At 60.6% G+C, this 19,201-nt stretch carries 13 protein-coding genes; 5 read left to right on the top strand and 8 right to left on the bottom strand.

Annotation, left to right across the window (positions count from 1 at the left end):
* Positions 1–233 precede the first annotated feature (233 nt).
* Genes KFE13_RS06915 through ald form a run of 3 tightly spaced genes read right to left on the bottom strand, consistent with a single transcriptional unit; the run spans position 234 to position 5,140 of the window.
* Positions 234–1,613, bottom strand: a complete 1,380-nt coding sequence (locus KFE13_RS06915; RefSeq protein WP_260706432.1) for a sigma-54-dependent transcriptional regulator — start codon at positions 1,611–1,613, stop codon at positions 234–236.
* Positions 1,610–3,994, bottom strand: a complete 2,385-nt coding sequence (locus KFE13_RS06910) for a sensor histidine kinase (RefSeq protein ID WP_260706431.1) — start codon at positions 3,992–3,994, stop codon at positions 1,610–1,612. The genes KFE13_RS06915 and KFE13_RS06910 overlap by 4 nt, the downstream gene beginning before the upstream one ends.
* A 30-nt stretch (positions 3,995–4,024) precedes the next feature.
* Positions 4,025–5,140: an alanine dehydrogenase gene (ald, locus tag KFE13_RS06905; protein ID WP_260706430.1), complete on the bottom strand. Its 1,116-nt coding sequence runs from the start codon at positions 5,138–5,140 to the stop codon at positions 4,025–4,027.
* A gap of 188 nt (positions 5,141–5,328) precedes the next feature.
* Here ald and KFE13_RS06900 point away from each other — a divergent pair, with 188 nt between their 5' ends.
* Positions 5,329–6,393, top strand: coding sequence for a rod shape-determining protein (locus tag KFE13_RS06900; protein WP_313900687.1), 1,065 nt, complete (start codon positions 5,329–5,331; stop codon positions 6,391–6,393).
* Positions 6,394–6,779: 386 nt separating this feature from the next.
* On the opposite strand, the gene KFE13_RS06895 is transcribed toward KFE13_RS06900, so the two are convergent.
* The 3 genes from KFE13_RS06895 to KFE13_RS06885 all read right to left on the bottom strand — a co-directional run bounded on the left by KFE13_RS06895 (position 6,780) and on the right by KFE13_RS06885 (position 9,784).
* Positions 6,780–8,150 carry a hemolysin family protein gene (locus KFE13_RS06895; protein ID WP_260706429.1) on the bottom strand — a complete coding sequence of 457 codons (1,371 nt, stop codon included), beginning with the start codon at positions 8,148–8,150 and terminating at the stop codon, positions 6,780–6,782.
* Positions 8,147–8,647 carry an rRNA maturation RNase YbeY gene (gene ybeY / locus KFE13_RS06890; protein ID WP_260706428.1) on the bottom strand — a complete coding sequence of 167 codons (501 nt, stop codon included), beginning with the start codon at positions 8,645–8,647 and terminating at the stop codon, positions 8,147–8,149. The genes KFE13_RS06895 and ybeY overlap by 4 nt, the downstream gene beginning before the upstream one ends.
* Positions 8,648–8,749: 102 nt before the next feature.
* The gene (locus tag KFE13_RS06885; RefSeq protein ID WP_260706427.1) at positions 8,750–9,784 is read right to left on the bottom strand and encodes a PhoH family protein; all 1,035 of its coding nucleotides are present in this window, start codon (positions 9,782–9,784) and stop codon (positions 8,750–8,752) included.
* A 452-nt stretch (positions 9,785–10,236) separates the two neighbouring features.
* Between KFE13_RS06885 and rpsT the strand changes: the two genes are divergently transcribed.
* Positions 10,237–10,512, top strand: a complete 276-nt coding sequence (gene rpsT, locus KFE13_RS06880) for a 30S ribosomal protein S20 (protein WP_260706426.1) — start codon at positions 10,237–10,239, stop codon at positions 10,510–10,512.
* A gap of 90 nt (positions 10,513–10,602) precedes the next feature.
* Here rpsT and KFE13_RS06875 read toward each other — a convergent pair whose 3' ends face one another.
* Positions 10,603–12,231, bottom strand: a complete 1,629-nt coding sequence (locus tag KFE13_RS06875) for a hypothetical protein (protein WP_260706425.1) — start codon at positions 12,229–12,231, stop codon at positions 10,603–10,605.
* A 163-nt stretch (positions 12,232–12,394) separates the two neighbouring features.
* Here KFE13_RS06875 and KFE13_RS06870 point away from each other — a divergent pair, with 163 nt between their 5' ends.
* The 3 genes from KFE13_RS06870 (at position 12,395) to KFE13_RS06860 (ending at position 17,709) form a co-directional block, all read left to right on the top strand.
* The gene (locus KFE13_RS06870; protein WP_260706424.1) at positions 12,395–14,512 is read left to right on the top strand and encodes a M13 family metallopeptidase; all 2,118 of its coding nucleotides are present in this window, start codon (positions 12,395–12,397) and stop codon (positions 14,510–14,512) included.
* 81 nt (positions 14,513–14,593) lie between these two features.
* Positions 14,594–15,511 carry a DMT family transporter gene (locus KFE13_RS06865; protein ID WP_260706423.1) on the top strand — a complete coding sequence of 306 codons (918 nt, stop codon included), beginning with the start codon at positions 14,594–14,596 and terminating at the stop codon, positions 15,509–15,511.
* Positions 15,512–15,537: 26 nt separating this feature from the next.
* Positions 15,538–17,709 carry an FUSC family protein gene (locus KFE13_RS06860; RefSeq protein WP_260706422.1) on the top strand — a complete coding sequence of 724 codons (2,172 nt, stop codon included), beginning with the start codon at positions 15,538–15,540 and terminating at the stop codon, positions 17,707–17,709.
* Here KFE13_RS06860 and KFE13_RS06855 read toward each other — a convergent pair.
* Positions 17,706–19,079: an MATE family efflux transporter gene (locus KFE13_RS06855; RefSeq protein WP_260706421.1), complete on the bottom strand. Its 1,374-nt coding sequence runs from the start codon at positions 19,077–19,079 to the stop codon at positions 17,706–17,708. The two genes, KFE13_RS06860 and KFE13_RS06855, sit on opposite strands and share 4 nt — an antisense overlap.
* Positions 19,080–19,201: the final 122 nt, after the last annotated feature.

Genomic DNA, 19,201 nt, shown 5'->3' with positions numbered 1-19,201 from the left:
GCGAAGCAAAATCGAAAATCTCAAAGGCAGTATCCGGATACAAACCTGTGGCCAAAAGCCGCATCTATCTGTTCACTACCTCCCGCTGGAGTGGTTCTCCAGCGGTCCTTAGTATCCGGCGGCAGGGGCGTGGGATTTTCGCGATTTCTCCTGCTCGCCACCGGCGAAGGAGAATCGCTGTCAGCCGGTGGACCCTGCCTTGGCCGGTCATTGGTGTGTCTGAATCGAGTGATTTACTCCTTCACATTGACGCCAAGGGCCTTCATCTTGCGGTAGAGGTGGCTGCGTTCGAGGCCAAGCCCTTCAGCGGCGCGGCTCACGTTGCCGTGAAACTCGTCCAGCTTCTTCAGGATGAAGTCGCGCTCATATGCTTCTCGCGCTTCGACAAGGCTCGAGAACTCCTCGCCCTTCGTACTGATCCGTCCTGAATCGGTGAGCTTTGGCCCGCGATAGACAAGCATCGGCAGATGCTTCTTCTCGATCTTATGAATCTTGGGATTGAGGATCAGGACACGCTCAACCAGATTGCGCAACTCGCGCACGTTGCCAGGCCAGTGATACTGACGCAGCGTGTTCAGTGCCTCTTCTGTCATCTCCACGTGAGGCCGCCCATACTGCTGGCCGAATTCTTCCAGAAATTCTTTTACAAGCAGCGGAATATCTTCCTTGCGGTCGCGAAGTGGCGGCACATAGAAGGGGATGACATTCAGTCTGTAGAACAGATCCTCGCGGAAGTTACCGCGCGCGATCTCTTCTTCAAGGTCTTTGTTCGTTGCCGCGATGACGCGCACATCGACGTGGACAGGGTTGGAGGCTCCCACAGGGAGAAAGCGCTGCTCGTCGAGAGCGCGCAGCACCTTGGCCTGTGTCTTCAGGCTCATGTCGCCGACTTCGTCGAGGAAGAGCGTTCCGCCGTCGGCGCGTTCAAAGGTGCCACGTTTTTCCTGCGAGCCTCCGGCCACGGCTCCGTGACGGTAGCCAAAGAGTTCGCTTTCGATATAGTCCTCTGGGATCGCGGCGCAGTTCAGCTCAACGAAGGGGCGCTCTTTGCGCAGGCTGGCGGCGTGGATGGCGCGTCCGATCAGCTCCTTGCCCGTGCCGCTTTCACCGAAAATCAGCACGCGTCCGTTCGTGGGAGCCATCAGCTTGATCTGCTGACGCAGAGCTTTCATCGCAACGCTTTGCCCGGTGACATTATTGCGTGCTGTAAGTTGCCGTGCAAACTCGACGTTGTCAGCGCGCATTTGCCGCGCCTGCATGGCATTCTTGACGACAATCAGCGTGCGTTCCAGCGACAGCGGTTTTTCAAGAAAGTCATACGCGCCAAGCTTCGTCGCGCGCACGGCCGATTCGATTGTGCCGTGTCCACTGATGATGACAACCTCAGGCGGACTCGCCAGATCTTCGCGGCGAATCTCGCCAAGCGTCTCCAGTCCGTCCTTGTCCGGTAACCAGATATCCAGAAGCACGACGTCGTAGTCGGCATCGCGGATCAGCTCGAGCGCTTCTGTGGCCGTTGCGCTGGTCGTGACCAGATAGCCTTCTTCGCGCAGGATGCTCTCCAGCGCCTCGCGTATCTCCGCCTCATCATCGACGATAAGAACGTGGTTCAAGCCGTCAATCTCCCTTGTGTTGCATCCGCGCCCGTCTCCGGCTCGCTCTCTGCTGTTGCGGTTCGCAGCTCAATGATGAACTTCGCTCCGGCAGGCACATTCTTTTCTGCACGAATTGTTCCCTGATGTTCTTGAATGATCTTGCCGGCGATAGCGAGACCGAGTCCGGTGCCGCGCTGCTTGGTCGAAAAGTAAGGAAGGAAGAGCCGCTCGCGCATCTCGTCGGTCAGGCCGGAGCCGGTGTCGGCGATGGTCAACTCCACCATGCCGTTTTCCAGCAGGCAGGTTGAGATATGCAGCTCGCGCAGCAGGCTCGACTGCATCGCTTCGGCAGCGTTGTCGATCAGGTTGCTCAACGCGCGCTTCAACGCTTCAGGGTCCGCCATCACGAGCGGAAGGCCTCTTTCCATGTGGCGTACGATCTTGATCGATTGCAGCCTGCCTGCGAATAGCGCGAGCGAGTTATCGACGATTGTATTCAGATCGGCAGGGCGCGGCTGTGCGGCGGGAAACTCTGCGAGCGCCGAGAACTGATCGACCAGCGAGCGCATGCTCTCAACCGAACTGGAGATGACCTCGCTCGATCGGCGGATCACTGCGGGTGAAGGGGATTCGATGGAGTGGACGTTCAAGGTCTCGGCAAGCCGATCGATGTGACGGCGAATCTGTTCTGCGCTCAGGCTGATCGGAGTCAGAGGGTTCTTGATCTCGTGCGCGACGCGCCGGGCGACCTCTTTCCATGCCGATTGCTTCTGCGCACGCAGCAACTCTGTTGCGTTTTCGAGGACGATCACATAGCCGCAGTGCTCGCGGCGCATCCGTTCGCTGCCCGACGTCGTCTCCAAAAGCGCAACCGTTGCGAGCAGATTGAGCGTTCCACCGAATTTGCCCGGTGCGGCTATTTCGAGCTCGCTCGAAGCGGTTCCCATTCTGTGGCTGCGCTTGATCAGGCGATCCAGCACCTCGACAACCTCGGCAGGAAAGACTTCTTCGATGGTGTGGCCGAAGAAGGGATTCTGACCGCCGGGGTCCATCATTTCGCTCAGCGCGCGGTTGGCTACGACGACGCGGCGCTCCGAATCCAGAGTGGCGACTCCGTTGGGAATCGTCTCCAGCATTGTTTCGAGCTCGCCTCGTCGAGCTTCGAGAGCAGCATTGGCAGCGCTCAACTGAATGGTCGATTCCTCTACGGCGCGGCGGCTTCCTTCAAGGTCGGCGGCCATGTGGTTGAAGCTGCGGGTAAGTTCGCGCAGTTCCTCGGTGGAGCTCTCCTGCACACGATGTCCGTAGTCACCTGCTGCGATGGCGTCCATTGCATCGGCCAACGATTCAACGGGCTTGGTCACCTGTTTGGAAAGATGCAGTGCCAGCCAGGTCGATGCGAAGAGTGCCAGCCCGGTCATCATCAGCAGAAGCACGGTGTATAGCGTGCGAATCTGGCGCCGCTCGCGAAACAGCTTCCAATAATTGTCAGCGCGCACACGCAGATCGGTCATGGTTGCAGTCATGCCGTACGGCATGGGCAAGCCGACCACAACGGTTCCACCCTGCTTCAGGGTCGCTGTGCCGAGAGCGTAGTCGTTTTTATTGATCGAAAACACAGGCTCGTCGTTGCGTTGCGCGGCTGCCAGAATCGCGGCATCAATCGAAGCGCCTGCTACAGAATCGGAGTCGTTGTGGCTTGCTCCATCCTCGGCGGACTTTTCAGGAAGCCATGGCTTGACCTCGGCGTGCGTGCCTTCCCGCTGCGGCAACTGGAACGAGGCGACGGGATGGCGATCCTGATAGACGATAGCGAAGCCGTTCTGCAGCGTGATCTCATGCGCGCGGAGGACTTTGTCGATTGCCTGATCATGCTGTGTGGCTATGCCGGCGTTGTCTTTTTGAATCGCCGTCTCCGGAAGGGCAGAAGCAATCGATGTGGCTTCGGCCCGCGCGTTCGCAGCGGTATAGCGCGAAAGCTCGAGCGCGATGCGGCTGCTGTCGTCGCGCATCTCCGTTACCGGCTGCGAGAACCAGCGGTCGACTGCGCGGTTCATCAGTCCATAGCTGAAGAAGAACATGAACGCGAGCGGCACCAGCGAAACCAGCACCGCGTTGGTCAGCATGCGCGTTTGCAGACGCGAACCCAGAACGCGACTGCGCTGGTCGTCGTAAAGCTTGAGCACATTGCGTCCCAGCAGAACCAGCACAGCCACGAAGAGCAAAAACGAAAGAGCCGAAAGCCCCGTGAACACGAAGGTCTGCTCCGTCGTTGCGGGATTCAGAAAGCTGACTTCGTGATTGAACGCATTGAGGCCGAACAGGGCGATCAACAGCACCAGCAGACAGACGCCCAGTACGATGGTCCGTACCTTACGCCGATTGATCCCGCTCGCCATCGTCGCCCTTTCCGTCTTCGTGGAAGAAGGTTACGAGACCAGCTCGCTGACGTTCTTCCATTCGCGCTTCTGCGCAGCAGCCACCGCTGCGTAGGTCAACACGCCATCATAGGTATTGACGCCTTCGGCGATCCCTTTGTCTTCCTTGATCGCTGCCTTTGCGCCCAGCTTTGCCAGCTTCATCACATAAGGGAAGGTCGCATTGGTCAGCGCAAGCGTCGATGTATTGGGCACAGCGGCGGGCATGTTCGTAACGCAATAGTGCACAACGCCGTTGACTTCGTACGAAGGATTGCTGTGCGTGGTGGGATGCGCGGTCTCGATGCAGCCGCCCTGATCGATAGCAACGTCGACGATCACCGCTCCCTTCTTCATCTTGTTCACCATCGCGGCGGTCACAATCTTTGGAGCCGCGGCGCCGGGGATCAGCACGCCGCCGATCAGCAGGTCGGCCTCAATGGCGGCGCGCTCGATGTTGTAGCTGTTCGAGGCCATGGTGAAGACGCGTCCGTTGAAAATATCGTCCAGCTCACGCAGGCGATTCAGGTTCAGGTCGACGAGTGTGACCTTCGCGCCCATACCCAGAGCGATCTTCGCGGCGTTGGTGCCGACGACTCCGCCGCCGATGATGCACACGTTGGCGGGAGGAACGCCGGGAACGCCTCCCAGCAAGAGGCCGCGGCCGCCATGCTCCTTCGTCAGATACTCGGCGCCGACTTGAACGCTGAGGCGTCCGGCGACTTCGCTCATCGGGGTCAGCAGGGGCAGAGCGCCTGCGCGGTCGCGCACTGTCTCATAGGCGATGCCGGTGACCTTCTTCTCGAGGAGAGCATTCGTCAGGGCTTCCAAGGGGGCGAGATGCAGGTAGGTGAACAGGACCAGACCTTCGCGGAAGTGGCGGTACTCGGTCTCGACGGGCTCTTTGACCTTGACGACCATGTCGGCAAGCCGCCATACATCGTGGGCAGAGGCGACGATCTCGGCGCCTGCATTCTGGTATTCATCGTCGGGCATGGCTGAAAGTACGCCTGCCTTCTGCTCGACAAGAACTTTATGCCCGGCCTCGACCAGGGCTTTGACTCCGGCAGGGGTGATACCTACGCGACTCTCATGGTCTTTTACTTCTTTGGGTACGCCAATGATCATCTTCTGACCTCTCCGTATTCGATTGTAAAGTAGACCCCTTTGCGGAATATTTCGTGCCGGATCGGTATGGGCATCGCTTATTGTGTCTTGTTCCGAAGGTGGAATCCCCAAAACTCCCCGGAGGCAGTACACTCGCACAAAGCCTTACAATAGCCGTAGATCATCACTCCAGGAACGAATCAGTCGAAATGTCCTCGAACGCCTTTCAGACCCGCTATTCCCGCATCCACAATATGCGGTCACTCTTCAGCCTGTTTTCGAGCGATCTCGCGATCGATCTTGGAACTGCGAACACGCTTGTCTACGCGCATGGCAAGGGCATTATCGTGAATGAGCCCTCGATTATTGCGGTCAACAAGGTTACGAACGAGGTCGAGGCGGTCGGCAAAGAGGCCAAGGAGATGCTGGGGCGAACGCCGGGCAATATCGTCGCCATCAAGCCGATGAAGGACGGCGTGATCGCCGACTTCCGCCATACGGAGAAGATGCTGAACTACTTCATCCAGAAGGCTCACAACCGCAAGATGATGGTGCATCCGCGCATCGTGATCGGCGTGCCTTCCGAGATCACGCAGGTAGAAAAGCGCGCCGTCATGGACTCGGCGTATCGTGCAAAGGCATCGGAAGTTCACCTGGTGGAGCAGGCGATGGTGGCCGCGATTGGCGCGGGTTTGCCCATCACCGAGCCAGGCGGCAACATGGTCGTCGATATCGGCGGCGGAACGACGGATATCGCCGTGATTTCGCTGGCGGGCATCGTGTATTCCCGTTCGGTGCGCATGGCCGGAAACCAGATGGACGAGGCCGTGATCACCTACCTGAAGCGGAAATATAACCTTTTGATCGGCGAGCGCACGGGCGAGCAGATCAAGATGCAGCTCGGTTCCGCGTATCCGCTGGACAAGCCGCTTTCGATGGAGGTCAAAGGCCGCAACCTGATCGAGGGTGTGCCGAAGACAATCACCATCGATGACTCGGAGATTCGCGAGGCGCTTTCGGAGTGCATCGGCACGATCATCAATGCGATTCGCGTGGCACTGGAGCGGACTCCGCCGGAGCTTTCGGCCGATATCTCGGACCGCGGCATTGTGCTGACGGGCGGCGGCGCGCTGATCAAGAACCTCGATAAGCGTATTCGCGAGGAGACAGGTCTTCCGGTCTCGATCGCTGATGATCCGCTGGCTTCGGTGGTGCTGGGAACGGGCAAGATGCTCTCGGACTTCAAGCTGCTGCGGAAGATCTCGATCGACTGATCGTCTTTTTGCTGCCCCACCCCCCGCCCTCTCTTCGATAGATCGCCTGTTTTCAATGGGTTGCGCGATTTGCACAGGGTAAAATATTGAAAGCAGGTATTTTAGGCATTAAAATATTGATTTATAAAGAGTTAGTCCTGGCGTGATGCCAGGGCTTTTTGTCTGGAGTTCCTGTGTTGGAGCTACTGATTTAAGTGTAGCGAAGTGAGGGGAACTTATCGGCACTTTTTATCGGGCTTATTTGCTTTGGAATGAGCAGGTTGCAATTTTGGGGGCTTGACAGAGTTTTCGCTCACGCCCAGGGCAGGATTCGGCAGCCATTCCACTTCGCTCAAGGGCATGCTCTAAGGCTGTGCTCCGAATAATAGCGAGGACACAACTGGATTTCAGGCGGAGTGTTCGGTGAGGCTGACCTTGACGCGGTCGATGCGGCGGGCAGTGGCGGCTACGACCTGCATGCGCAGGCCGTCCTTTTGAACGATTTCGCCGGGGACGGGGATGTGGCCGGCAATCTCGGAGACGAGGCCACCGAGTGTGGTGGATTCATAGTTGGCCGGGAGGGGAAGCGGGGCGGGCTCGTCGTCGTCGCGTGTCTCGGCGTCTTCAGGGGTCTCGCTGTCTTCGGCGGGGCGTGTCTCGATCTCCTCGAGCTGGTCGGCGAAAAGCTCTTTAAGGCGGGAGACTTCGAAGTTGCCGGGGACGGTGTAGGAGCCGTCTTCGTTGTGAACGGGAGTCTCGTCGGGTTCGGCTTCGTCGTGTTCGTCGGCGATGTCGCCGACGATGGCCTCGAGCAGATCCTCGATGGTGACGAGCCCGGCGACGCTACCGTACTCGTCGATGACGATGCGCATGTGCTGTTTTTCGCGCTGCATCTCGCGGAGGAGTTCGGCGACGTTTTTGGTCTCGGGGACGAAGGCGGCGGGGCGTTGAATCTGGGCGACGGTGCGTGTGCCAGCCTCGATGTCGAGGACCTTGAGCAGATCGTGCGCGAAGGCAATGCCGGTGATGGTGTCGAGCGAGCCGGAATAGACGGGGACGCGGGAGAAGGCGTGCTCGTTGATGGTGGTGGTGAATTCACGGAGGGTGAGGGTGCCAGGGACGGCGAAGACCTCAGGCCGCGGGGTCATGACTTCGCGGACGATTTTGTCGCCGAACTCGACGACGGAGCGGACGAGCTCGCGGTCGGATTCTTCGAGGATGCCTTCTTCTTCGCCGGCTTCGAGCAGAGCTTCGACGGCTTCGGAGGGACTCTCATCGACGGCGATGTCTTCAGGCTCGGCGAGTGCGGCGATGGAGAGCAGAAGCTGCAGCACGATGGTGACGGGCAGGATGAGGTAGAAGAGCACCTGCAGGATGATGGTCGCGTGGCGGAGCCACAGGCCGCGCGTGCGAGCAAAGAGAATCTGCGGAATGAGGCGGTCGAAGATGAGAATGAGCAGGATGAGCTCAGCTGCGGCGCGGGCGATGGCCGCAGCGCCGGGGATTTCAACCAGACCATTGGTGCTGCGGTAGAGATGGAGTCCCCAGAGCAGAGCGAGCGCGGCGAGGGTAAGCTGCCGGAGCACAGAAGCGGAGAGGGCGATGGACTCGCGGGCCAGGCGGAAGCGCGGCTCGATGAACTGTTCCCAGGTGTCGATGTTGTCCTGATACTCGCGTGCGAGGAACTTGCCCATCTCGGAGTAGACACGGTCGACGTAGGCTGCGAGCGCGAGGATAACGAGCAGCAGCGTGAGCGTGATGAGGTAGGCGAGGGTCATGCGCGCCTCTTGCTGGCCACACCCTTCTTCGGCGCGGACTTTTTCTTGGGGTTGGTGACGCGCTCGATGAGGGTTGCGGGGAGTTTGAGCGTGCTGCGCAGCTCGGCCTCGCGGGCGGCCATTTCGCCTTTGTCGGTCTCGTGGTCCATGCCGGAGAGGTGGAGGAGGCCATGCAGCATAAGGACGCGGACCTCGTCGCTGAGCGAGTGGCCGAAGCCGGCAGCTTGTTTTGCCGCGGTGTCGAGCGAGATGGCGAGGTCGCCGGCGTGCTGCGAGAAGATTTCTTCGGGAGCGGGGAAGCTGAGCACGTCGGTGGGCTTGTTCTTGCCGCGGAAGTCGCGGTTGAGGCGCTTGATGTCGGCGTCGGAGGTGAGCAGGACATCGACCTCGCCGGTAAGGCCAACGGCTTTGCGGGCGCGATTGAGGAAACGCGTCAGCGCGGGCCTGGCCAGCGGCGTTGGGTTGGAGCGGGTACTTGGAGGTTCGATGGTGATCATCGCTCGGTGGTGGTGATCAACGGAAAGTTAAGCCAAACGTTTATAGGAGGAGGCATCGACGATGCATCCTCCTATAACGATGGTACCTTACCGGCGCCTGATTTACTGCGGCTTGGCTACGGGTTTGCTGCCGTTGATGGAGCTGCCCGGCATGACGTTGTCGCCCATGGAGAGCGGAAGCTCCTGCTGAGCGCGGCCGTAGCTGTCGTAGGCGCGGACGATGCGCTGGACCAGGTGGTGGCGGACGACGTCGACGTCTTCGAAGTGGCAGAAGCGGATTCCTTCGACGCCATCGAGCACCTGCAGCGCCTCGAGCAGGCCGGACTTCTTCGGGTTGGGAAGGTCGGTCTGGGTGAGGTCGCCGGTGATGACAGCCTTGGAGTTGTTGCCGAGGCGGGTGACGAACATCTTCATCTGCTCGGTGGTGGTGTTCTGCGCCTCGTCCATGATGATGAAGGCGTCGTTGAGGGTGCGTCCGCGCATGAAGGCGAGCGGCGCGATTTCGATGACGTTGGTCTCGAGCATCTTGTCGATCTTGATGGGATCGACGAGATCGTAGAGTGCGTCGTAGAGCGGACGCAGGTAGGGATCGACCTTCTCCTGGAGGGAGCCGGGGAGGAAGCCGAGCTTTTCACCGGCTTCGACGGCGGGCCGGACGAGGATGATGCGCGAGACTTTCTTAGCCAGCAGGGCGGAGACGGCCATGGCGACGGCGAGATAGGTCTTGCCGGTACCGGCGGGCCCAAGGCCGAAGGTCATGTCGCTTTGCTCGATGGCTTCGACATACTTGCGCTGGTTGGGCGAGCGCGGGTTGACCATGCGCTTGGCTCCGGCGGAGCGCTGCTTGCCGGAGTCGACCAGCGATCGCAGCGTGGTCGATGGATCGGCGATGACCATCTTCAGCATTCCGTGGAGCTCTCCGTTGTGGAGGTTCACCCCACTCTTCCGGAGTGCGCTGTAGTCCGCGAAGATGTGATCGACGCGAGCAACGCTGTCGACGTTGCCGGTGACGTGGATGGCGTCGGACCGCAGGTCAATGGTGACATGCAGAGCGTCTTCCAGGAGGCGTAGATTTTCGTCGTGGGTTCCGTAGAGGGATTCGATGCCGGGAGTGATTTCGATGGCTTGTCTGATCAAGTTTAGGACTGACCTCCGTCAGGTGAAGCAGGGTTGGCTCCCTGGTTATTGGACACACGGTACTGGGCCTGGGTTGCGGCCATGTGAAGACGGAGAGACTCCGCGCTCGCATGGTGTGGGAATGGAGAGGGGATTTGGCACAAGGAATGGTGCAGGTTTTGAAGGATTCCGACCGGGATGGCGAGAGTTGCCAATCGTTTGCCGAAGATGGGCACAGAGTAGTCCCGCCTGTGTGTGGAGTCAAGAGGTTATGTGATGGGAAGTGAATCTAAAGGGGTAACGGCGGCAGACGACGGCGCAGGGGCGGGGAGGCGCGGTTTTTATTGACCTTAGCCACTGTTTTCCGTAGACTTAGAGATTGCAGAGGATGGTTCAGGCTGTGAATTCGGCCAGCCTGAGGTCTGCATCCTAAAATTCCCGACTATATACGGGTTACAAAGAGAGATTTTGAGATGGCAAATCATGTTTCGTCCCTGAAGCGCGCACGTCAGACCGAGGCCAAAACGGCGGTCAACCGCGCCAACAAGAGCAAGCTCCGTGGCACCCTGCGCACGCTGCGCGAGGCGATCGCCAAGGGCGACAGCAAGGAGCTGAAGGCTGTTTACAGCGCGACGGTTTCGGTGCTCGACAAGAGCGTCCAGAAGGGCGTTCTGCACAAGAACACCGCCAGCCGCTATAAGAGCCGCCTGAACGCTCGCGTTAAGGCTGTGGTCACCAAGGCCGCATAAGTCATCCCGCAGCGGAGCCGCTGCCTGAAATTTCCGAAGGCCAGCCTTATTTCGATAAGGCTGGCCTTCGTGTTTTTACTGCCTGCCGCATTAGTTTTTCGGCTGTTTTGCGTCGGGTTGCTCGCCGGGGTTGTAGAGCGTGGGCGGCTTGCGCGGCTTCGGTGGTGCGTCAGCATCGGATGCGTCGCTCCCACTGGTTTGGGCGCTGGCGTCGGGTTGGGCTTCGGCGGCTGGCTTCGGCGTGGTTTCGGGCTGTGCTGACTCTGCGGCTGCGGTATCTGCTGCGGAAGGTGCGGCTGCAGCAGGAGCCTTGGGTTCGGGTGGAGCAAGGTTGGCTGCGGGTGTTTCAGCGGCAGACGGCGGGCTGACGACGAGAGCCTGCGAGACGGGGGCGGGCTCCGGTTTGGGAGCGGCAGCTTCGGCCAGCTTCATGGCTTCGCGGTCTTTGCCGGAGAGTGGGGGCAGACTGTAGATGTCGATGGTGTCGGTGTGGATGACGGCGAGGCTCATGCCGTCGGGCGAAAGGGCGAAGTTCTGTCCGGCGCGGGCCACGGGAGTGGCATCGGTGTGGAGCACCTGTCGACCGCTCTCGTTCTGGTAGACGACGATGTCCTGACCGGCGACGAGCTCGGGCTGGAGGGACTCCTCAGCGACAAGCGAGGTATGCGTGAGGATGCGGCTGAAGGCGAAGCGGCCTGCTGCGGGCGCAAAGGCAAAGGAAGGCGCGAGGTAGGTTTCGGTCAGGTTCTGCTCCCACATCTCCTCGCCGCGCATGTTGAAGCCGCCGATGATCTGCGGCGTGTGGGTGATGTGGCAGCCGAAGGCGATGAACTCGCCGCGGCTGACGAGCATGGCCGACGGGCGGCAGAGGGAGTCGAAGGGGGCAAGCTCCAGTTTTTTGCCGCCGTAGGTGTTGAAGTCGAAGGCCCAGTGCTGTTGTCCCTGATCGACGATGGAGAGGTAGCCGGAGGAGTTGGCTGGGATGCGTCCGGGAGTGCGGGAGCGGGCACTGGTGCCGGGGATGATCTGGATCTCGTCGCCGGAGCGAGGTTCGAGGGTGAAGAAGTTGATCTGTACCGGGTTGTCGGTCTTCTGGTAGGGTGCCCCGTTGGTGGCTCCGGTGGCTTCCTCAAGGCCTGCCGGCGCTGGTGGGTCCGTGGTTTCGAGGATCAGCAGATCGGCATCCGGGGAGACGATCACGGCGCCGATCTTGCGCTTCGTCTCGATGAAGGGGTGCTCTTTGAAGGCGTCTCCCTTGCTTTGGTTGACGAGCGGGGCAATCGTGGTGAGTGTGTCGCGAATGCGCAGCATGAAGCGTCCGTGGCCGAGATTCCACAGGTATTGGCCGCGGTCGTGGAGACGCCACGTGGTGCGGGCCAGCGGCTTGCCTTCGGGCAGCTCGACCAGCACGGCGTCGATGACGCGATCCTGGTCGGAGGGTGGGCAATCGGGGATGCGTTTGAGCAGGCGCTTGGCGGTGTAGGTGACGAGCAGGTGTTTGTCGTCGACGTAATCCAAGGTCATCATGGAGCTGCCGGCGAGCAGGAACTGATTCTGCGGCAGCTGGAAGCCGAGCGGTTCGAGAGGGATGCGCTTCGCCGGGGTTGGCCCTTTGGCCTGAGCCGGATTCGTCACAAAAAGGAGTGAGATCGCAGCCAGCACGCATCCGGTCAGCTTGCGAAGCGGGGAATTAGCGTGGATGATGCTTGGAACCAGCATGTTGAGCCGCTCGTATCCGTTTTTACCGTTGAGTTCTACCGTTGTGCCCGTACTGCGTTCTACTGTTTCACAGACGCTGGCGGCTGGCCAAGGGAGAGCTCTACACGTTGGATACTGATGTGGGCGGTTTTGTAACCATGCAGAAGGAAAGAAGAGGAATTTCATGAAAAATCGAAAGATATTTGGAGGCTGGATCGACGGCCGCCGGGTGATGAGCCTGGGGGCGGTTGCCATACTGACTGCAGGAACCGGCATGGCGCAGAGTCCGACGCGGGCCGTAAGCGCTGCTGCTGCAAACGATAAGCCAGCCGAAGTGTATAAGCCCATTCCGGGCTTCGATGCCACGTCGATCGATATCTCGGTCGATCCGTGCAACGACTTCTACAAGTTTGCCTGCGGCAAGTTTGCGACGAACCATCCGATCCCCAGCGATCAGCCGGGCGTGGATCAGTTTTACGCACTTTATAACGTCAATACGCAGGCGCTGAACGGGATTCTGACGAAGGCCGCGGCAGGTGGCGCCGGCCGGACGGCGAACGAGCAGAAGATCGGCGACTACTACAAGAGCTGTATGGATACGGATGCGATCGAGGCGAAGGGGCTGGCTCCTCTGAAGCCGTGGCTCGATGAGATCAATGCGGTTGAGTCGTTGAACGATATGCCGCACCTGGTGGGCAAGCTGCAGCGCAACGGTGTCGATGTGTTCTTCGGCTATGGCGAGCAGCAGGACTTCAAGGACGCGAGTAAGCAGATCGCTTATGTCGATCAGGCTGGACTGGGCCTGCCGGAGCGCGACTACTATCTGCGCACAGGTGAGAAGGACGAGACGATTCGCAAACAGTATGTCGAGCATGTGGCCAAGATGCTGACGCTGGGTGGAACGCCAGAGGATCAGGCGAAGAAAGATGCCGACGCGATTATGGCGTTCGAGACGGTACTGGCGAAGGCATCGATGCCGGTGACGGACCGCCGCGATCCGGAGAAGGTGTATCACCTGCAGACGATGTCGACCTTCCATCAGACGATTCCGTCGATGGCGTTCAGTTCGTTTCGCAAAGGAGTCGGGTCGCCGGAGATCACCGAGATTAACAACGCGAATCCGGAGTTTATGACAGCGATGATGAAGGCGCTGCACAACACCGATGTCGCAACGTTGAAGGCGTACATGCGCTATCACCTGCTGACGGCTGCTGCGAACCGGTTGCCGAAGCGCTTCGATGACGAGAACTTCGATTTCTACGGACGCAAGCTGACGGGCCAGCCGGAGCAGAGCGCGCGTTGGAAGCGCTGCTCGAACTCGGTGAATGGCGCGCTGGGCGAGGCGCTGGGTGAGGTGTATGTTGCGCAGTATTTCGCCGGAGACAGCAAGGCGAAGATGCTGGAGATGGTGCACGATATCGAAGGGGCGATGAGCCGCGATATCGACCAGCTGGACTGGATGTCGGCGCCGACGAAGGTGCAGGCGAAAGAGAAGCTGCACGGGGTTGCTAATAAGATCGGCTATCCGGACAAGTGGCGCGACTACTCGAAGCTTGAGGTGAAAGCGGATGATGCGCTGGGCAACAAGTTCCGCGGCACGGCGTTTGAGAACGACCGCCAGCTTGCGAAGATCGGTCAGCCGGTCGATCACTCGGAGTGGGGCATGACGCCGCCGACGGTGAACGCCTACTACGATCCGAGCATGAACGATATCAACTTCCCGGCAGGGATTCTGCAGCCGTCGTTCTACGACCGGAGCCAGGACGATGCGGTGAACTATGGCCATATCGGTGCGGTAATTGGCCATGAGCTGACGCACGGCTTCGATGACGAGGGTCGGAAGTTCGACGCGAAGGGCAATCTGCGCGACTGGTGGACGGCGGAGGACGCGAAGAAGTTCGAGACGCGGACGGACTGCCTGGTCAACGAATACGGCAGCTTCGTTGCTGTCGATGACGTGAAGGTGAACGGCAAGCTGACCCTTGGCGAGAACACGGCGGATAACGGCGGCCTGATGCTTGCCTACCTCGCGTATCTCGAGCGTGCGAAGACGAACAAGGTGGATCTGAATGCCAAGGTGAATGGCTATACAGCTCCGCAGCGTTTCTATATCGCGTATGCGCAGAACTGGTGTGAGAATTCGCGGCCTGAGGTGATTCGCCAGCAGGTGCTTACCGATCCGCATTCGCCGGACCACTTCCGCGCGAATGGTGCAATCGTCAATCAGCCTGGATTTTCGGCTGCCTTCAGCTGCAAGAAGGGCGTGCCGATGGTTCCGGTCAATAGCTGCCGTGTCTGGTAGCTTACAACGTGTGGCAGCAGACGGGCGTGGCTCCAGGTTGGATAGGGACCGCGCCCGTTCTGTTTGTGCGACAGTGGAAGTATGCCTTCTCCTTCCAGACAGCGGCTCGCCGGTTTTCTTGCATGCGCGTCGGCGAGCGCATTTTGGGGCTGCGGCTTCTTCTTCGGCAAGATCGCACTGGCCGAGATGGGCTTCGCGCACATGGTGCTGTACCGGTTTCTGTTTGCGCTTGCGGCGCTGGTGCCTCTGCTGGCGATGCATCGCCCGGGGTTGAATGCGAAGGAGTGGCGCACGCTGGCGCTGGCCTCCTTTCTCGGTATTCCGGTGCAGTTTCTGATCCAGTTCTATGGACTCTCGCTGACGACGGTTTCGCACGCGGCGCTGATGGTGGGCACGATGCCGGTGATTCTTGCGGTTGGCGCAACACTCTTCGCGCATGAGCGGCTGGATGCGACGGGCTGGCTTGCTCTGGCTGCGTCGACGACGGGCGCTGCCTTGATTGCCTTCGGCAGGCACAGTATCGGCGCGGGGAATCCGTCGCTGGCTGGTGATCTGCTGGTTGTGCTCTCGCTGGCGATCGCACTGGGCTGGATTCTGCTCAATAAAAGGCTAATGGATCGTCATTCGCCCATTGTGGTAACGGCCTATGGCGTTCTGCTGGGCACACTGATGCTGCTGGTGTGGGTTCCTTTGCGTTATGGAGCGCCGCCAGTCGCGCATGTCTCGCTAAAGGCATGGCTGGCGCTGGCGGCCAGCGGGGTGTTGTGCACGGCCACGACGACGCTGCTGTGGAACTGGGGCATGACGAAGGTTCCTGCATCGCAGGCAGGCGTGCTGTTGAACATGGAGCCGCTGATGGGCAGCCTGCTCGGCGTCTTCGTACTTGGGGAGCATCTTGGGCCGACGGCGTGGGCTGGCGGAGTTCTGATTCTGGTGGCGGCGATTACGCTGACGACACACTCGAAGGCGCACGTCCCTGAGCATCAACCCGCAGGTTAGTGCGGCTACACTTCTGATACATGCACATGTTCGCCAAATGGGCTGCGACGCTCAAGCGTCTGCACTGGACGCGTGGACTTCGCGCAGGCATTGCCGTATTGGCCGCCATGCTGGTCTGCCGTTATCTCGGCAGGCCGATGGGATGGGCCGCGCTGGGCGGATTCGAAGCGATCCTGGTCGATAACGGCGGACCGTATCGCAGTCGTCTGACGACGATTCTTACCGTGCTGCTGGGCGGAGCCATAGTAGGCGTTGCGGGAGCATTGTCGACGGCTCCGTTGTGGCTGGCAGTCATCGTGACGGCGGCGTTCTGCTTCGCGGTGACGTATGCGCGTGTGCTGTCGAATCCGCTGGCCTCGTCCTCGGTCATCATTCTGGTGATCTACTTTGCTGGGTTTGGCGGAGTCACGCATACGCTAGCTGGCGCGTTAGGGAATGCGCTGGCTTTCGTGCTTGGAGGGCTGTGGGCTGCTGCGCTCAGTCTCTTTCTGTGGCCGGTCGATCCATTCCGTCCGGCGCGTCAGGCGGTGGCGGAGTGCTATGCGATGCTGGCGGAGTTTACGGCGGGTGTGCACAATACAGCTCCGGATAGTGAGGAGCGGCGTGCGGAGCGCTCTCGGATGCACGAGTTGCAGCGCAACATGCGCCGGAAGATGGAGGCCGCGCGTGTTGCGATTGGAACGACCGGCGCGCGCATCACCGCACGCACGGTGCGTGCGCGTTCGCTGACGGTGCTGCTGGAGACGGCGGACATTCTGTTTGCCGGAACGATTCGCTGGACAGAGTTGTTTGAAGCGGCGGCAGATGCGGAGTCGCAGACTGCGATCGCCGATGCGCTTAGTTGGGTGAGCCGTGCTGAGCGGGCGATTGCTGGAGCGCTGAGCGTGAGGCCGCAGGATGGTGGCGCGTCGTTCGCGGCGGAGGGTTCGCATTCGCTGGAGCATCTGCGCAAGCGTGAGATTGCGCTTGAGGCGTTGCACGCTGCGCCCGGCTCGCTTGTCGCGCATCTGGCTCACGATGAGCGTGATGCGCTGTTGAATCTTGAAGTCGCGTTTGAGGCCGTGCGTGCGCTGTGGAGCGGCGTCGAGTATCGCACGTCGCGGTCAGGTTCGGAGCGAGCCGAACGTCGTTCGCTGCTGGTGCGGCAGAGCGAGTCGCAGCGGCCGGTCTCCGGGTGGAGCACGATGCTGGACGCTGCACAGGCGAACTGGACGATGCAGTCGATCATGATGCGTCATGCGGTACGGATGATGATTGTTGGCGCAGTCGATGTGCTGCTGATGCACCTGGTGCATCTTCAGCATGGCGTGTGGCTGGCGATGACCTCGATTATTGTGCTGCAGCCGTCGGGTTCGGGAACGTTGCGTCGCGGTGTGCAGCGCGTGAGCGGAACCATTGCCGGCGGTGTGCTGGCTGCGATCTTCGCCGCGGCGGTGCATAGCCAGACGGGCCTGATTGCCGTCATCACGGTGACGAGTATCTTCACGCTGGCGACGTATGCGATCGACTATGCATGGTACTGCTTTTTTCTGACGCCGACGTTTGTGCTGCTGGCGCTACCGCATCTTCGCGACTGGCACTTTGCCGGCGTGCGCATGGGAACGACATTGCTTGGAGCTGTTGTTGCGGTTGTGGCGATGCGGTTGCTGTGGCCGGAGCGGGAGAAGCTGCAACTGGGCCGTCTGCTGGCTCGCGGCGCGCAGGCCGATGCGGCTTATGTGCGCGCGATGCTCCGTTACTGGCAGGCGATCGATACGGACCACTCGAATGCGGGTCGCACGGCGGCCGATCGCGAGGTGCTGGCTCCGGCGCGGCGCGCGTGCGGTCTGGCGATCAATGATGCGGAAGAGATGCTGGACCGGTTGATGCTGGAGCCGCGCATCGCGTTCAGGCCGGGAGCGCGCTGGGAGGAGGCGCTGACATTTGTGACTTATCTGCGCCGCATGACGCGTGCGGTGACGACGCTTGCGGTGGTTGGATCGCAGAGCGCTGCGATTGTCGCGCGGTTGGAGGCAGTTGCGAAGCGTCTTGATGCGCTGAGCGCCGCGTTGCCTGGAGAGACGAAGATCGTCGAATCGCAGGCGAAGGTTTCGGATGCTTCGTCTGGCGGTGACGATGTCGCGGAGCAGCAGATACGGCGTCTGGAGCGGCAGATTGCCGTGCTGGAGCGGTCTGCGGCGCAATTAGCCGCAGGTTAGGCTGCGTGCGAGTCTATGGCTACGGTTTCGAGACGGCGCGTGGTGTGGCGCCAGACGGATGTTAACGCGATGCCAGCGACGATGAGTCCGGCGCAGAGACCGAGCCAGAGGCCGACGGCTCCGTAGTGCAGGTGGAAGCCGAGCCAGGAGCCGATGGGCAGGCCGATGATCCAGTAGCCGATGATCTGGACGATGAGTCCGGCGTGCGTGTTGCCTGCGCCGCGTAGTGCTCCGGTGGCGGTGATCTGCAGGCCGTCGAAGAACTGAAAGGCTGCGGCGACGAAGAGCAGAGGCACGGTGGCGGCGATAACGGCGTGATCGGGCGTAAAGGCGCGCGCGATGGGATGCGCGAAGACGGCGAGCACGATGGAGAAGGTCGCCATGCAGGCGGCTCCGAAGCCGATGGCGGCCCAGCCTGCGGCGGCGGCTTCGTGCGGTGCCTTGCGCCCGATGGCTTGTCCGACGCGGACGGCTGCTGCGGCGGAGATGGCAAAGGGCACCATGAAGGTGAAGCTGGCGCAGTTGAGCGCGATCTCATGGCCGGAGAGCGGCAATGCACCCATCATGCCGATGAGAAAGGTGACGGTGGCAAAGATGGAGATCTCAACGAAGATCTGTCCGCCGGCGGGTGCGCCCAGCAGCACGAGCTGCCTGAGACGGCTGCTTTCGATGTGACGCAGCGTGGAGCGCAGGCCGTAGTTGTGTTTTTTCTCGACAACCCAGATGGCGATGGCGACGAAGACGGCAAGGTAGACGCGCGCGATGGAGGTGGAGAGGCCGGAGCCTGCGATGCCGTAGGCGGGGATCCTGATTGCTCCCCATTGATGGCCGTAGATCAGCAGCCAGTTGAAGAAGACATTGCAGAGGTTGGCCGAGATCAGCGCGAAGGCGATGGGGCGCACGTGGTTGAAGGCCTGCAGATAGCGGCGCAGCGCGAAGTAGAGAAAGAGTGTCGGCGTGCCCCAGTTGAGGGCATGGAGAAAGCGGATGGCTCCGTCCATGACCGTGGGGTCGATGGGCATGAGGCGCATGAAGAAGGGCGCGAGCTGGATAAGGCCCCCGAAGCTGGCGGCCAGGATGGCGGCGAGGAGGATGCCGTGGTAAAGCCAGCGGTTGGCTTCGTCGTAACGGCCTGCGCCGTGCGACTGGGAGAGGAAGGTGTCCAGCGAGAGCAGGATGCCAGCGATGCCGAAGCCGAGCGTGTTGTAGAGCACCTGTCCGAGCGCGGCGGAGGCGATGTTCACGGCCGGGTTCTGCATGTGGCCGACCATCATGGTGTCGACGAGGCCCATCGTCATCCAGCCCAGTTCGGCGGCGATAAGAGGGATGGCAAGGGTGAGGACGGGGCGAATCTGCTGACGGATTGACATGCGTGTGACCCCTCCTCCCTGGACTGATTTGCGCAAAGTATTCGAATGATATGACTTATTGGAGCAGTTACGGAGGTCTGTAAGACCTGGTAACGAGAAAAGCCCCGACGAATCGGGGCTTT

Origin of the sequence: Edaphobacter flagellatus (assembly GCF_025264665.1) — a bacterium.
Classification (GTDB): Bacteria; Acidobacteriota; Terriglobia; order Terriglobales; family Acidobacteriaceae; genus Edaphobacter; species Edaphobacter flagellatus.
The sequence above is the reverse complement of the archived record's forward strand: the minus strand, read 5'-3'. Positions and strand labels throughout refer to the sequence as shown.